The sequence below is a fragment of the Caballeronia sp. SL1002 genome, from assembly GCF_057814995.1.
Genome location: NZ_JBYMUW010000004.1, coordinates 498,897 through 513,625 on the forward strand (window position 1 = coordinate 498,897; position 14,729 = coordinate 513,625).

Annotated in this window: 16 protein-coding genes and 1 CRISPR repeat array; all 16 genes read right to left on the reverse strand. The window is 65.2% G+C overall.

What is annotated here, in order from left to right; translation table 11 throughout:
- The 16 genes from ccmI to cas1e all read right to left on the reverse strand — a co-directional run bounded on the left by ccmI (window position 1) and on the right by cas1e (window position 14,726).
- Window positions 1-882: a c-type cytochrome biogenesis protein CcmI gene (ccmI, locus tag AC3D25_RS23775; RefSeq protein ID WP_488890918.1), complete on the reverse strand. Its 882-nt coding sequence runs from the start codon at window positions 880-882 to the stop codon at window positions 1-3.
- Entirely contained in the window at window positions 879-1,499 is a 621-nt protein-coding gene (locus AC3D25_RS23780; RefSeq protein ID WP_488890919.1) for a cytochrome c-type biogenesis protein, read from the reverse strand. Before AC3D25_RS23780 ends, ccmI begins: the two co-directional genes overlap by 4 nt.
- Window positions 1,496-2,041 (reverse strand): DsbE family thiol:disulfide interchange protein, encoded by a 546-nt coding sequence (locus AC3D25_RS23785; RefSeq protein WP_488890920.1) that lies wholly within the window; start codon window positions 2,039-2,041, stop codon window positions 1,496-1,498. The genes AC3D25_RS23780 and AC3D25_RS23785 overlap by 4 nt, the downstream gene beginning before the upstream one ends.
- Window positions 2,038-4,032, reverse strand: coding sequence for a heme lyase CcmF/NrfE family subunit (locus AC3D25_RS23790; RefSeq protein WP_488890921.1), 1,995 nt, complete (start codon window positions 4,030-4,032; stop codon window positions 2,038-2,040). The genes AC3D25_RS23785 and AC3D25_RS23790 overlap by 4 nt, the downstream gene beginning before the upstream one ends.
- Window positions 4,029-4,496, reverse strand: coding sequence for a cytochrome c maturation protein CcmE (ccmE, locus tag AC3D25_RS23795; RefSeq protein WP_488890922.1), 468 nt, complete (start codon window positions 4,494-4,496; stop codon window positions 4,029-4,031). The genes AC3D25_RS23790 and ccmE overlap by 4 nt, the downstream gene beginning before the upstream one ends.
- Window positions 4,486-4,692 carry a heme exporter protein CcmD gene (gene ccmD, locus AC3D25_RS23800; protein WP_488890923.1) on the reverse strand — a complete coding sequence of 69 codons (207 nt, stop codon included), beginning with the start codon at window positions 4,690-4,692 and terminating at the stop codon, window positions 4,486-4,488. The genes ccmE and ccmD overlap by 11 nt, the downstream gene beginning before the upstream one ends.
- On the reverse strand, window positions 4,689-5,429 hold the full coding sequence (ccmC, locus tag AC3D25_RS23805) for a heme ABC transporter permease CcmC (RefSeq protein WP_488890924.1): 741 nt from the start codon (window positions 5,427-5,429) through the stop codon (window positions 4,689-4,691). The genes ccmD and ccmC overlap by 4 nt, the downstream gene beginning before the upstream one ends.
- Window positions 5,426-6,094 carry a heme exporter protein CcmB gene (gene ccmB / locus AC3D25_RS23810; protein ID WP_488890925.1) on the reverse strand — a complete coding sequence of 223 codons (669 nt, stop codon included), beginning with the start codon at window positions 6,092-6,094 and terminating at the stop codon, window positions 5,426-5,428. The genes ccmC and ccmB overlap by 4 nt, the downstream gene beginning before the upstream one ends.
- Entirely contained in the window at window positions 6,082-6,762 is a 681-nt protein-coding gene (gene ccmA / locus AC3D25_RS23815; RefSeq protein ID WP_488890926.1) for a heme ABC exporter ATP-binding protein CcmA, read from the reverse strand. The genes ccmB and ccmA overlap by 13 nt, the downstream gene beginning before the upstream one ends.
- A complete protein-coding gene (locus AC3D25_RS23820) occupies window positions 6,759-7,373 on the reverse strand; it encodes a NapC/NirT family cytochrome c (protein WP_488890927.1) in 615 nt (204 codons plus the stop codon). The genes ccmA and AC3D25_RS23820 overlap by 4 nt, the downstream gene beginning before the upstream one ends.
- A gap of 9 nt (window positions 7,374-7,382) precedes the next feature.
- Window positions 7,383-7,886: a nitrate reductase cytochrome c-type subunit gene (locus AC3D25_RS23825; protein WP_488890928.1), complete on the reverse strand. Its 504-nt coding sequence runs from the start codon at window positions 7,884-7,886 to the stop codon at window positions 7,383-7,385.
- A 10-nt stretch (window positions 7,887-7,896) separates the two neighbouring features.
- On the reverse strand, window positions 7,897-10,407 hold the full coding sequence (gene napA / locus AC3D25_RS23830) for a periplasmic nitrate reductase subunit alpha (protein WP_488890929.1): 2,511 nt from the start codon (window positions 10,405-10,407) through the stop codon (window positions 7,897-7,899).
- Window positions 10,379-10,714, reverse strand: a complete 336-nt coding sequence (locus AC3D25_RS23835) for a chaperone NapD (RefSeq protein WP_488890930.1) — start codon at window positions 10,712-10,714, stop codon at window positions 10,379-10,381. Before AC3D25_RS23835 ends, napA begins: the two co-directional genes overlap by 29 nt.
- Window positions 10,715-10,787: 73 nt before the next feature.
- The gene (locus tag AC3D25_RS23840; RefSeq protein ID WP_488890931.1) at window positions 10,788-10,964 is read right to left on the reverse strand and encodes a periplasmic nitrate reductase, NapE protein; all 177 of its coding nucleotides are present in this window, start codon (window positions 10,962-10,964) and stop codon (window positions 10,788-10,790) included.
- Between the two features lie 481 nt (window positions 10,965-11,445).
- Window positions 11,446-13,304: direct repeats of the CRISPR family, unit length 28 nt; unit sequence GGTCTATCTCCGCGTGCGCGGAGGAACC.
- Window positions 13,305-13,573: 269 nt separating this feature from the next.
- Window positions 13,574-13,864: a type I-E CRISPR-associated endoribonuclease Cas2e gene (gene cas2e / locus AC3D25_RS23845; RefSeq protein WP_488890932.1), complete on the reverse strand. Its 291-nt coding sequence runs from the start codon at window positions 13,862-13,864 to the stop codon at window positions 13,574-13,576.
- Window positions 13,836-14,726 carry a type I-E CRISPR-associated endonuclease Cas1e gene (gene cas1e, locus AC3D25_RS23850; protein WP_488890933.1) on the reverse strand — a complete coding sequence of 297 codons (891 nt, stop codon included), beginning with the start codon at window positions 14,724-14,726 and terminating at the stop codon, window positions 13,836-13,838. Before cas1e ends, cas2e begins: the two co-directional genes overlap by 29 nt.
- Window positions 14,727-14,729: the final 3 nt, after the last annotated feature.

A 14,729-nucleotide genomic window follows, 5' to 3' on the forward strand; every position in this document is an offset into this window, starting at 1 on the left:
TCACCGCGCCGCGTCCGGCGTTGTCACGCGCTGCGCGAGCATCGAGCGCGCTTCGTCGATATTCCTGCGCGCCTCGGCTGCAGCCGGCGTGCCGGGCGCGAGCGCGTCGCTGAGCCGCTGCCAGTACCCGAGCGCAGCGGCGTAATCGCGCTTGTCGCTCGCGGCCGATCCGGCCAGCGCAAGCGCCTTCGGATTCGCGGGATCGAGACGCAGCGCCGCCTCGATTTCTCGCGCCGCGTCATGGCCGAACGCGCCACCGTTCGCGCTCGCGATCGCATCGGCGTAATCGGCATGCAATTGCGCGTCGTCGGGCGACATAGCGACCGCGCGCGCGAACGCCGCTGCGGCATCGGCCGGACGATCTAGCGTGAAATACGAGCGCGCGAGCATCGTCCAGCTTTGAGCGTCGCCTGGCTGGTCGCGCAGACGGATCGCCAGCCGCGTCACCATCATTTCGATCGACATATCCTTGCCGTCCGTGCGGTCGAGCGTCAACGCGGCAGGCTCCCCCAGATGCAGGTACATCGCGAACGCGCCCGCCGGAATCAGTGCGATCAGCAGCGCGGCCGTGCCGGCGCGCGTTGCGATACTGCCTGCCGATCCGCCCGGTCTGGCCGCGCGCGCATCCATCGACGCCACGTCGTCCAGCAATTGCGCGTCGAGATCGCGACGCGCCGCCGCGTGCAGATCGCCGGACAACGTGCCCGCGCGAAACTCGGCGTCGGTCTGCGCGAGTTCCTGCTGGTAGAGCGAGACGAGCAGCGCGCGGGTCGTCGGCGCGCCGCGTTCGCTGTGTTCGCCGTGGCGGCGCATGAGCGGAACCGCGACGCACGAGAGCGCGCCCAGCAGCATCGCCCCGGCGATCAGCCAGAATTGCGTCATCGCGCGAGGTCCTTCGGTGTGTGGCGGAGCAGCGCGTCGATCCTGCGGCGTTCGGCATCGGTCAGCGGCGGCGTGTGCATTGCGCGGCGCTGCCGGACGATCCGCAGCAGCGCGAACGCGCCCGCCCCGAGCAGCGCGAACGGACCGAGCCAGAGCAGCCAGGTGAGCGGCTTGAACGGTGGATCGTAGAGCACGAAATCGCCGTAACGCCGCACCATATACTCGCGAACCTGCGCATCGGTCGCGCCGCGTTCGAGCTGATCGACGATCTTGCCGCGCAGATCGGCGGCGAGCTCGGCGGTGGAATCGGCGAGCGTTTCGTTCTGGCAGGCGAGGCAGCGGAAGCGCTCCGCGAGCTTTTGAGCGTGGGCGGCCACGGCGGCGTCGGGCGCGCTCGGCGCATTGGCCACGTTCGCGCCAATAGCGACGGCGGTAACGGCTTCCGGCGGGTTTGCCACGCGCGCGGCGACTGCAACATCGTCAGACCGCTTTGCAACGTGCGCCGCATCGGCAACAGCGGCGTCAACGCCACGCGGGTTCGCCGCGCGCGCAGTCTGGACGGCGTGCAAGCCGCAACAAAGCGCGAAAACGGCCATCGTGCGGGCAAATGGCTTCACGGCGTGCGCTCGCTTTGCAGCCGGCGCACGAGCGGCACGATTTCCGCGTCGAGCGCTGCCGTGGTCAGCGGCCCCGCGTGCCGGTATCGAACGACACCGTTCCGGTCGATCACGAACGTCTCCGGCACGCCGTACACGCCGTAATCGACGCCCGCCTGTCCCGTGCGATCGACGATGGACGCCGCGTACGGATCGCCCGCGTGCGCGATCCAGGCGCGCGCGTCGGCGGGATCGTCCTTGTAGTTCAGCCCGAAAACGGGCGCGACATTCCGGCGCGCGAACGCGACGAGCAACGCATGCTCGTCGCGGCACGACTCGCACCACGACGCCCACACGTTCAGCAGCCATACCTTGCCCCGCAGTTCGCCCGGTGACAAACGCGCGCCGTTCGCCTGCAATTGCGGCAGATCGAAGCCGGGCGCGGGCTTGCCGATCAACGCGGACGGCAAGTTGCGCGGATCGTGCGACAGCGCCGCCGCGAGAAAGAAACTCAGCGTGGCGAAGACGGCCAGAGCGGCGAGCGGGACGAGAACGCGTTTCATCGGCCAGTTTCGCGGATAGACGCTGGCGGATGAGGCTGCACCTGAACACGCCGCTCGCGCGCCGCCAGCCGATAACGCCGGTCAGTGGCGGCAAGCGCGCCGCCGAGCGCCATCAGCAGACAGCCGGCCCAGATCCAGTTCACGAACGGCTTGATATGGATGCGCCACGTCCACGCGCCGCCGCCGCCCACTTGTTCGCCCATCGCGACGTACAGGTCGCGAAAGACGCCACGGTCGATGGCGGCTTCGGTCATCGGCGTCTGCTGGACGATAAAAAAGCGCTTTTCCGGATACAGCGTCGTCACGTTCCGCTCGCCGCGCGCGACCGAAAGCGTCCCGCGAACGGCGCGGTAATTCGGGCCGTCCACCGGGCGCGTGCCGTCGAAGCGGAACGTATAGCCGCCTTCGGTGACGGACTGACCCGGGTCCAGCCGCACATCGCGCTCGGTCTCATAGCCTTTCACGAACGTCACGCCGACGATAAACACACCGATCCCCACATGCGCCAGCAACATGCCGCAAAACGCGCGCGGCAAACGCAACAGGCGTTCGGTCAGCGGACCGCGCTGCGCGCCGAGCCGCTCATGCAGCGCGACGGCCGACGCGCCGATACTCCACGCCGCAAGCAGCACGCCGAGCCCGACGAGCGGCTTCCATCCGCCGACCACCCACGGCAGCGCAAGCGCCGCGACGACCGCAGCCGCCGCCGCCCAGCGCAGCCGCACCGCGAGTTCGGGCAGGCGTGCGGACTTCCATCGCGCGATAGGGCCGATGCCCATCAGAAAGACGGCGGGCGTCATCAGCGGTACGAAGATGCTGTCGAAATACGGCGGCCCGACCGAGATCTTGCCGAGTCCGAGCACGTCGAGACAAAGCGGATAGAGCGTGCCGGTCAGCACGGAGGCGGCCGCGACCATCAGCAGGACGTTGTTCGACAGCAGCAGCGTTTCCCGCGATACCGCGGCGAAGCCCGCGCCCAGGCCGATCTTCGGGGCGCGCCACGCGAACAGCATCAGCGCGCCGCCGGTCACGACCGCAAGGAACACGAGAATGAAGATGCCGCGCGCGGGATCGGCGGCGAACGAGTGTACCGACGTAATCACGCCCGAGCGCACGAGGAACGTGCCGAGCAGGCTGAACGAGAACGCGCAGATCGCGAGCAGCACCGTCCACGCGCGGAATGCGCCGCGCTTTTCGGTCACCGCGAGCGAATGGATCAGCGCGGTGCCCGCGAGCCACGGCATGAACGACGCGTTTTCCACCGGATCCCAGAACCACCAGCCGCCCCAGCCGAGTTCGTAATACGCCCAGCCGCTGCCGAGCATGATGCCGAGCGTGAGGAAAATCCACGCGGCAACCGTCCATGGACGCGACCAGCGCGCCCACGCCGCGTTCAGTTCCCCCGACAGCAACGCCGCGATGGCGAACGCGAACGCCACCGCGAAGCCGACATAGCCCATATAGAGAATCGGCGGATGCGAAACCATGCCGGGGTCTTGCAGCAACGGATTGAGATCGCGGCCGTCCATCGCGGGCGGCAAGAGGCGTTCGAACGGATTCGAGGTGAACAGCATGAAGAGCAGGAAGCCCGCCGCGATCCAGCTCATCACCGCGAGCACGCGCGCGACCATCGCGGCCGGCAACTGGCGGCTGAATATCGAAACCGCCGCCATCCACAGCGTGAGCAACCACGTCCAGAGCAGCAGCGAGCCTTCGTGGCCGCCCCAGACGGCGGTGAATCGATAGATCGCGGGCAGCATCGAATTCGAATGGTTCGCCACGTAGAGGACCGAGAAGTCGTCGCGCTGGAACGACGCGGCGAGGCAGCCGAACGCGATCGCCACGAAGACGCATTGCGCGCGCGCGACAGGCCACGCCATCCGCATCCAGCCCGGCACGCCCAGCGTCGCGCCGGCGAGCGGCAGGACGCCGTTCACGAGCGCCAGCATGAGCGCGACGATCAGCGCGAAGTGGCCGGCTTCGGGGATCATCGGCGAGTCTCCGGCTGCGCACGATCCGCGACACGCAGCGGCTTTTTCGCGCGCTCGATGGCGTCGGCGGTCGCGGGCGGCACGTAGTTTTCGTCGTGCTTCGCGAGCACCTGATCAGCGACGAACGTGCCGTCCGGCATCAGCGTGCCTTGCGCCACAACGCCTTTGCCCTCGCGAAATAGATCGGGCAGCAAGCCGCGATAGGTCACCGGAATCGCGCGCGCGGTATCGGTGACGAGAAAGCGCACCGTCAGTCCTTCGGCATCGCGGTGGAGCGAGCCTTTCTCGACCAGCCCGCCGATCCGCAGATGCGTGCCGCTCGCCAAGCGCCCTTCGATTACCTGGGTCGGACTCACGAAAAACATCACGTTCGAGCGGAACGCGTTGAGCACGAGCGCCGACGACGCACCCAGCGCCGCCAGACCGGCGACGACCCACGCGAGACGCCGCGATCTAGCCTTCACGACGATGCTCTCCAAGCGGATTCGACGAGACCGCGCGCAACGAAGACGCCGCGCGGCGCGGCGGCGCACGGCGTTCGTCCGCGGTTTTCCGTCCCGCGCGCCACACGGTCAACGTTTCGACGGCAAGCAGCACGAACGCGCCGCCGAACGCCGCCCAGACGAACGGTCCGTAGGCGAGAACCGGCGCGGCGTTCATGGCGCGACACCTTCCGGCGCGAATGGGTAGGTCCGCGCGCGCTCGCGGATGATCCCGCGTACGCGCGCGAGCACGATGGCCGCTGTATAGGACCACAGCGCGAGCGTCATCACGACGATGCCCCAGACCATCGCGGCGGTCATCGATACGCCGCTGCCGAAGCTCAGCGACGCACCCTGATGCAGCGTGTACCACCACTGCACGGAAAAGTAGATGACCGGAATATTCACGACACCCGCGAGCGCCAGCACGGCGCACGCGCGATCGGCGCGGCGCGGGTCGTCGATGGCCGAATGAAGCGCGATGAAGCCGAGATAGAGGAAAAGCAGGATCAGTTCGGAGGTGAGCCGCGCGTCCCAGACCCACCACGCGCCCCAGGTCGGGCGGCCCCACAGCGCGCCGGTCGCGAGCGCAACGAACGTGAAGAGCGCGCCGGTGGGCGCGAGCGCGCGCGCCATCATCGCGGAAAGCCGCGCGTTGAAGATCAGGCCGAGGGCCGCGTAAGCCGCCATCACGAGATAGATCAGCATCGACATCCAAGCAGCCGGAACGTGGATGAACATGATGCGGTACACGTCGCCCTGCACGGCATCGGCGGGCGCGACGGCGAGGCCGATATACAGCCCGAGCGCGGCCAGCACGACCGCCGCGAGCGCGAAGCCGCCGATCAGCCGCCCGGCGAGCGCATAAAACGTCGCGGGCGAGGCGTAGCGAAACCAGTGTCGGCGCGTGTTCATTCGGCGGCGATCCTCAAGGCGGCGGCGGTCGCGCCCGGACACAGCGCGAGCGCCGCGATCAGTCCCGCGCACAGCAACGAAAAGTTGGCGGCGCGCCATGCCGTTTCGCGTATCGGATCGGCTGCGCCCACGCCGAAGATCAGCACGGGAAGTTCCAGCGGCAACACAAGCACCGCGAGCAGCACGCCGCTGCCGCGCACGCCGAGCGTGAGCGCCGCGCCCAGCGCACCGATCAGCGACAGCACCGGCGTGCCGAGCAAAAGCGAGGCCGTGAGCAGGACGACGGCATCGACGGGAAGGTCGTATTGCAGCGCGATCACCGGCGTGAGCAGCGCCAGCGCGAAACCGCTCGTCAGCCAGTGCGCGGCGATTTTCGCGGCAGTCGTCGCGATGAGCGGCTGCGGTGACAGCAGCATCTGATCGAGCGAACCGTCGTCGAAATCCTGAGCGAAAAGACGGGTGAGCGAGAGCGTGGTCGCGAGCAGCGCGGTGACCCACAGCACGCCCGGCGCGATGGCGTGCAGCAAGGCGGGATCGGCGCCGACGGCCACCGGAAACAGACTCGCCGCGATCACGAAAAACAGCAGGCAGCCGAGCGCGTCGCTGCGCCGCCGCCACGTCAGCGCGAGTTCGCGACGCACCACGCACGCCATCAGCGCAAGCATGACGCAGCCCGTTCGAGCGAAAAATAGCGCGTCGCGGCGCGCGCGGTCGCGATCGGCCGGTGCGTGGTCAGTACGGCGATACCGCCGCGCGCGACGTGTTCGTCGATACACGTTTCGATCAGCCGCGCCGATTCGTGATCGAGCGACGCGGCGGGTTCGTCGAGCAGCCAGACCGGCTTGGGCGCGAGCAGCAGACGCGCGATCGCGATGCGCCGCTGCTGTCCCGCCGACAACGCCCCCGCGAGCCGCGCTTCGCAGGTATCGAGCCCGAGCGTCGCGAGCGCGCGTTCTTCCGCCGCGGCGTCGATGTCGTCGCGGGCGATCGCCGCGCCCAGATGCGCCGCGAAGCGCAGATTCTGCGCGACGCTCAAATCGCGCGTCACGGCGTTCGCGTGGCCGACATACGCGAGCGAACCCCGCCACGTCTGCGCGCTCTTGCGGGTGTCGGCGCCGCACCAGAAAACGGTGCCCGCGAGCGGACGAAGCAGGCCCGCGAGCACGCGCAGCAGCGTGGTCTTGCCGCTGCCGTTCGCGCCGTGGATCTGCAGCACCTCGCCGCGCCGCGCCTCGAAACTGACGTCGCTGAAAATGGTGTCGCCGGCGCGTCCGAACGCGAGTGCATCGACGGACAGGCACTCGCCGGTAGTGTCGAAGGGCGCGTCCATCATCTGACCTCCGCCTGACGCGCCTGCTCGTCGCGCATCGCTTGCGACATGTCCGGCAGATGATGCGCGATGCCCTTATGGCAATCGATACACGTCTTTTCGCCCGTACCCAGAAACCGCTGATGCGCGTTCTGCGCACGCGGACTCTGCCGCGTGAAGTCCATCGATTCGAACGAGTGGCAATTGCGGCACTCCAGCGAATCGTTCGCCTTCAGACGCGTCCATTCGTGTTCGGCGAGTTCCAGCCGTTTATCGAGAAACTTCTCGCGCGTGTCGATCGAACCGAACACCTTCGCCCAGACTTCCTTCGACGCCTGCATCTTGCGCGCCATCTTGTCGGTCCAGTTATGCGGCACGTGACAATCCGAGCACTTCGCGCGCACGCCGCTGCGGTTGCTGAAATGGATCGTGGTTTTCAGTTCCGCGAACGTGTTGTCGCGCATTTCGTGGCAGCCCGTGCAGAACGCCTCGGTGCTGCTGAATTCCAGCGCGGTGTTGAACGCGCCCCAGAACACCACGCCCGCGATAAAGCCGCCCAGCGTGAGAAAGCCGAGGCTGAAATAGGCGCTTGGCCGGTTGATCGTGCGCCAGTAGCGCTTCACCAGGTCGAGCATCGCGCGCCCCTAGTTTTTGCGAGTCTGAACCGGCTTCGGACCCGGTGCGACGCGGATATCCTCGAGGTCCGTGAACGTGTTGCTGACAAGCGGTTTCGTGTCGGCCTGCGGCACATGGCACTGCGTGCAGAAATAGCGGCGCGACGAGACGCTGCCGAGTGTCGCACCGCCGCGATCGGTGTAATGCGAGACGCCGATCGGCACCGCGCCGCTTTCCGCCGCGCGGCTCCTCGCATGGCACGAGAGACAGCGGTTCGCGTTCTTGTCGACCTGATAACCGTCGATCTTGTGCGGGATTGTCGGCGGCTGTTGTGCGTAGGCGCGTCCACGGGTCACGTCCTTGTTTTCGGTCGGGAAAATGAGCGGCGGCGTGGCTTCTTCGTCGAGCGGCGTCATGCCGCGCAGGGTGTCATGGAACGGGACGGCGGGCACCGTGGGCACGGTCGATTGTGTCCACGCAGCGCCCGGACCGAGCAGCAGGACGGAGGCGGCAAGCAGGATCCACTGGCGCATGACGGCCCCTTCAGGTTTTAACGATCTTGACCGCGCACTTCTTGTAATCCGTCTGGAACGAGATCGGATCGGTTGCATCGAGCGTCACCTTGTTGATCAACTGGCTCGCGTCGAACCACGGCACGAACACCAGGCCGCGCGGCGGCTTGTCGCGTCCGCGCGTCTCCACGCGCGTCTGGATATAGCCGCGCCGCGACATCACCTTCACCTCGACCCCGCGCCGCAATCCGAGCGCTTTTGCGTCGTCGGGATGCATGTAGCAGACAGCGTTCGGGAACGCCCGATAAAGCTCGGGCACGCGCCGCGTCATCGATCCGGAATGCCAGTGTTCGAGTACGCGCCCGGTCGATAACCAGAACGGGAACTCCTTGTCCGGCACCTCGGGCGGCGGCTCGTAGGGCAGCGCCCAGATCACCGCGCGGCCGTCCGGGTTGCCGTAGAACTGCCAGCCCGTGCCGGCTTTAACATAAGGATCGGAGCCTTCCTTGTAGCGCCAGCGCGTTTCCTTTCCATCGACCACCGGCCAGCGCAGGCCGCGCGCCTTGTGGTAATCGTCGAAGGGCGCGAGGTCGTGGCCGTGGCCGCGCCCGAAGGTCGCGTACTCCTCGAACAGACCTTTCTGGATATAGAAGCCGACCGACTTCGCGTCGTCGTTGCGATACGCGGTGTCGATGTTCGCCAGGGGAAATTTATCCACGTTGCCGTTGCGATACAGCACGTCGTAAAGCGTCTTGCCCTTCAGTTCCGGTTTCTTCGCGATCAGATCCGCCGGCCAGACGTCCTCGACCTTGAAGCGCTTCGAAAATTCGACAAGTTGCCAGAGATCCGAGCGCGCCCCGTCCGGCGGCGGCACGAGCTGATGCCAGAACTGCGTGCGGCGCTCGGCGTTGCCATACGCGCCTTCCTTTTCGACCCACATCGCGGTCGGGAGAATCAGGTCGGCGGCCACGCAGGTCGCGGTCGGATACACGTCCGACACCACCACGAAGTTATCCGGATTGCGATAACCGGGCAGCGTTTCCTGCAAGAGGTTCGCGGCGGCCTGCACGTTGTTGTTGCACATCACCCAGTACGCGTTGAGCTTGCTGTCCTTCAGCATCCGGTTCTGCGCGACCGCGTGGAAGCCGGGTTTGTCGGGAATCGTGCCGGGCGGAACCCGCCAGATTTCCTCCGCGTGCTTGCGATGCTCCGGGTTCGCGACGAGCATGTCCGCCGGCAGCCGATGCGAAAACGTCCCGACCTCGCGCGCCGTGCCGCACGCCGACGGCTGGCCGGTCAGCGAGAACGGACTATTGCCGGGCGTCGAAATCTTGCCGGTCAGCAAGTGCAGGTTGTAGACCATGTTGTTGGCCCACGTGCCGCGCGTGTGCTGGTTGAAACCCATGGTCCAGAACGAGACGACCTTGATGCTCGGGTCCGCGTAAAGCTCCGCCAGTTGATCGAGTTTGGTCTTCGAGATGCCCGAAAGTTTGGTCACGTAATCCGCGTCGTACTTCGAGACGAATTTGGCGAACGCGTCGTAGTCCATCGGCTTGGAGCCGGCGGCATCGTTGGCGTTTTTCGCGGATTTTTGCAACGGATGATCCGGCCGAAGTCCGTAGCCGATATCCGTGTTGCCTTCCTTGAACACCGTGTGCTTCGTCACGAAGTCGCGGTTCACGCGCTTCGTCTTGATGATGTAATTCGCGATGTAGTTCAGGATCGCGAGGTCCGATTGCGGCGTGAAGATGAGCTGCTGGTCGGCGAGATCGAAGCTGCGATGTTCGAAGGTCGAGAGCACCGCCACCTTCGTTTTCGGCGCGGAGAGCTTGCGGTCCGTCACGCGCGTCCACAGGATCGGGTGCATTTCCGCCATGTTCGATCCCCACAGCACGAAGGCGTCCGTCTGCTCGATGTCGTCGTAGCAACCCATCGGCTCGTCCATGCCGAACGAGCGCATGAAACCCGTCACCGCCGACGCCATACAGTGGCGCGCGTTCGGATCGATATTGTTGGTGCGAAAGCCCGCCTTCATTAGTTTCACGGCTGCGTAGCCTTCGAAGACGGTCCACTGGCCCGAACCGAACATGCCGACCGCGGTCGGCCCCTTCGCCTTCAGCACACGCTTGAACTGTTCGGCCATCACGTCGAACGACTGATCCCACGAGACCGGCGTGAACTCCCCGTTCTTGTCGTACTTGCCGTCCTTCATGCGCAAGAGCGGCGTGGTCAGCCGGTCGCCGCCGTACATGATCTTCGAGAGGAAATAGCCTTTCACGCAGTTCAGCCCGCGATTCACTTCTGCTTGCGGATCGCCTTGCGTCGCGACCACTTTGCCCGCTTTCACGCCGACGCTCACGCCGCAGCCCGTCCCGCAAAACCGGCACGGCGCTTTCGACCAGATCAGGTCGTCGCCGCCCGCGCCTTTGGCGGGCGCCGGGCCAGCCGCGAAAGCGGGGAGAGCAGGGAGCGCGACGCCGGCGGCGGACGCTGCGGTGGCCGCCGCGGTTTGCCTAATGAACGCACGACGCGTCAGGTTCATCTCCGATCTCCTGGTCCATCGATTCGGCGTCTTCGTGATGCTGATAGACGAGCGCCGCCGAATAAACGCCGGGTAAGGCGTGAATGGCGCCGAGCTGATCGACGATTACCGCCGAATGCGCCGCTTCCAAAGTCACTACTATTTTTCCCGCTGAACTGACTGCATGGATTTCCGCGCCGGGGAGAATTGAAATGGCTTCGCGGACTGAATTGATTTTCGTCGCACTAACATGAACGACGATGCCGGCAATATGGGTTTCTATTGGGTCTGCGCTATTTTCAGGGCGCTCGTGCGCTTGAATTCGCATATTTTGGCCGTGATTCGATTTAATCTAGAAGCGCTTAATTGCGCTGCCTGTGGATAGGTGAATTGTTAATAATTCAGTGCGGTGGGCCGCCGACCAGTATCTGGTAAAACCACACGGTGAAGCCATATCCGGCAATGAAGAGCAGGGTGAGAACGGGGACCATGACTACGGTCAGGAACAGGAAACTACGGATTTCCTCGGTTTTACGGCGAGGGTCGATGGAATTTGCTTCGGCATTCGCTTCTGTCATGTTTGTGCCGTCCGTGGTCGGAATGGCGGGGTCGTGGGTTTGCGTGACGGGCTTTGTTATTTTCTGAAGGGGATGAAGAATATTATTGTCGGGAGAGTGGGGTTGGTCAAGGGGATTTGTTTATGGATATGTATTTGAATAATCGGAGGGATAGTTTCGGAATGGGGTATGGGCTTTATTTGGCGGGGGATATTTTCGCGTTATGGAGTTTGAATGGGTTTTGTGGCGGGAGATTAAATTAGGTGCGGGGTTGGCTCGCTTTTTAAGGCGCGACGGTTTGTCTTCGCTTGCGCGCAGGAATCCGCTTCCGGCTGCTGCCGTGCTGCCGTGCTGCCGTGCTGCCGTGCTGCTTGCGCCGGGTCTATCTCCGCATAGGCGGAGGAACCTCGGCGGCCGTGTTCATGCCGTCACGCGTCGAATGTGTATCTCCGGTTATGCGGAGGAATCCTTGGCTGGCCTGATCCACGCTGCCTGTTTCGGGGGGCTTTCTCCGCGTGCGCGGAGGAACCGGCCCTTCACGGTCCAGAAAGGCCGCCCGTTGAGGTCTATCTCCGCGTGCGCGGAGGAACCCGATTCCCCGCACGAAAGCGTTTGTCGTAGACGGGTCTATCTCCGCGTGCGCGGAGGAACCTGCCGCTGCGATGACACCGCGCGACGCCACCGGGGTCTATCTCCGCGTGCGCGGAGGAACCTTCGCCAGCTCGGGATCTTTCGACCGGGGATGGCGTCTATCTCCGCGTGCGCGGAGGAACCGCGCTGAGCCAGACTCAGACCATCGACGCCCTGGGTCTATCTCCGCATGCGCGGAGGAACCCGATCGACGCCGATCGTCGCCTCATATTTTTTGGGTCTATCTCCGCGTGCGCGGAGGAACCGAATTTTCGAGCGCTGGCACTTCGCGCTAAGGCGGTCTATCTCCGCGTGCGCGGAGGAACCCCGATGCGCGGCGCGACTCGAATATTTCGTTGCGGTCTATCTCCGCGTGCGCGGAGGAACCTATCAAGGGCCGCTGCGCTGCCGTCCTCGCCCGGGTCTATCTCCGCGTGCGCGGAGGAACCTCAATCGGCGATCTCAGCATGATCGAGGCGTCGGGTCTATCTCCGCGTGCGCGGCGGAACCACCCGCTTGCCGTCGCGGAATCGCGCTTAACGCGGTCTATCTCCGCGTGCGCGGAGGAACCGTAATTTTCCCGAGCGACCGGTGCGGGCGGCGGGGTCTATCTCCGCATGCGCGGAGGAACCTGCAGCGCGTGGGGCTTTGAAAATAACGGCGCGGGTCTATCTCCGCGTGCGCGGAGGAACCAGGCAACTTCTTCATTCGTGCGCGACATCTTCGGGTCTATCTCCGCGTGCGCGGAGGAACCGATTTGCTCACATCGTCGTTGACGTTCAGCGCGGGTCTATCTCCGCGTGCGCGGAGGAACCGCACGCTAAAGCTCTTAACCTCTCGGTAGTTCGGGTCTATCTCCGCGTGCGCGGAGGAACCTCGCGCCTCGCCTTGACCGCTCCCACATCCGGCGGTCTATCTCCGCGTGCGCGGAGGAACCCACGTCTTACAGTCATCGCTCGGCGGCTACACGGGTCTATCTCCGCGTGCGCGGAGGAACCTTTGCCACGCGAATCGCCATTCCATCGTCAAAAGGTCTATCTCCGCGTGCGCGGAGGAACCTCGCTGTGCGGAATATCGCCGTAAGCTGTCGCGGGTCTATCTCCGCGTGCGCGGAGGAACCAAGCGCTCCCCCGCCTACTCACTCGAGGATACGGGTCTATCTCCGCGTGCGCGGAGGAACCCGCACGTCGAGGTCCGCAATAGCGGCGTGATCGGGTCTATCTCCGCGTGCGCGGAGGAACCGGTGTCGGCGCGAAGATCATTCCCGCCGGCGGGGGTCTATCTCCGCGTGCGCGGAGGAACCAACGCGGTGTCCACGGCGGCCGGCGCGTATCAGGGTCTATCTCCGCGTGCGCGGAGGAACCTTTCTCAGGATCTATACGGATATGCTGACCCTGGGTCTATCTCCGCGTGCGCGGAGGAACCTCGTAAAAAAAAAGCTCGACGCAGCGGGCGGGCGGTCTATCTCCGCGTGCGCGGAGGAACCCGCGTTCGGCTGCGTGAAGTCGAGCAAAATCAGGGTCTATCTCCGCGTGCGCGGAGGAACCCATCATGGCCGCGCCGAAACGCTTCCAGAAATGGGTCTATCTCCGCGTGCGCGGAGGAACCATCTATGGCAATGACGGGTAAAGCGACGCCGCGGGTCTATCTCCGCGTGCGCGGAGGAACCCGGCATATAGCCGGAACTCACGCTCGACCTGAGGGTCTATCTCCGCGTGCGCGGAGGAACCGACCAGACGGGCGGTTATCCGCCGATGGAGTGGGGTCTATCTCGCGTGCGCGGAGGAACCCGCGCGGTAGTGCCCTTTCTCGATGCGCGTGTGGGTCTATCTCCGCGTGCGCGGAGGAACCTTTCCCCGTGCGCCGGAAATGTCCACGCGCTTCGGTCTATCTCCGCGTGCGCGGAGGAACCTCTACCCCTTAACTCCATGATCCATAAGACAAAACAGCCTTTCCCATCCGTTCCCGCAAGAGGCGAAACCCAACCCTAAAAACGAAAATCAAAACCGCGTCACCAACATCCCGTCGATCTCCACCAGCGTCCGCGGTGGCGATCCCAGATGCTTCAATCCCACGCCGCCCACCGCCTCCAAATCCCGCCAAACCATCACGACACTCCCACGCGGCTCGCGTCCATGCCAGTCCGCCAGCACGCCCCAAGCGCGCTCCCGCACGCCCGGACTCATCCGCGGCGAGATATAGACGCCGGGCGCTACCTCCAGCATCACCGACGCAATAAACCCGCGGAACCGATCCGCGACGTCACGCGTCACCATCATCACCAGCGCCACGGCCTTCCTCCAGTCGCAATACAGCCTTGATTCGGTCGATCATCGACGGAATGAGTTTCCGCTTCCGAAATACACGCGACGCTTCTCGCCGCACGAGCCTGTCGATCGTCTCCTCGCTGTCGGCCGCCTGCCTCGCCGCCGCGAATGCAATCGAGAGGGTGATGTCGTCGCGGAACAGGTCGGCGATGTCGAGCACGAATGCCTGGCCCGAATCCTCGTGGATAAACCCAAGCTGCGGCACGGCCGCGAGCGACTGCACGGCGATAGCCGCCGCGGCCTGCACGGCGGTCGCCGCGTGATTGATGGCCTGATTCACGATGTCCGTGGCGTCGGGGTTCGCGCGGTCGTATTTACGCCCCGCCCAGACGACGCCGAATTCCTGCGCGCGCAGCCGGTACATCGCCTTGACGCGCGAACCCTCGATACCGCGCAATGTGTCGAGATCGCGATGCGGTAGCACTTCGCCCAGCCGCAATGCATACATATGCCGCGCGACGCTGATGCGCCGTCGCGGATTGCCCCAAAGCTCGGCCTGCCGCCGCGCAACGTCGGAACGGTCGGGCAGCAGCGGCGGCGCGGTGTAACTACGCACGCCGTCCATGCCGACCGCCGCGAGCAACGTGCCGTGGCGCGCGAGCAGACGCAGCGCATCGTGCGTGACGCTGCTGCCCGGGCCGAGCAGTATCATCGACACAGCCTGATGCGGAATCTGGTCGAGTTCCGACGCGCCTTGGCCGCTGCCGCGCGCGAAGTGCAGACAACCGTCGATCACCCGCAACTCGCCGCGTTCCAGCCAGAGCAGACCGTGACGATCCGCGTGCGGAATACGCGCGGTTTCGAGTCCCAAGCGACCTTTCAGCACGGC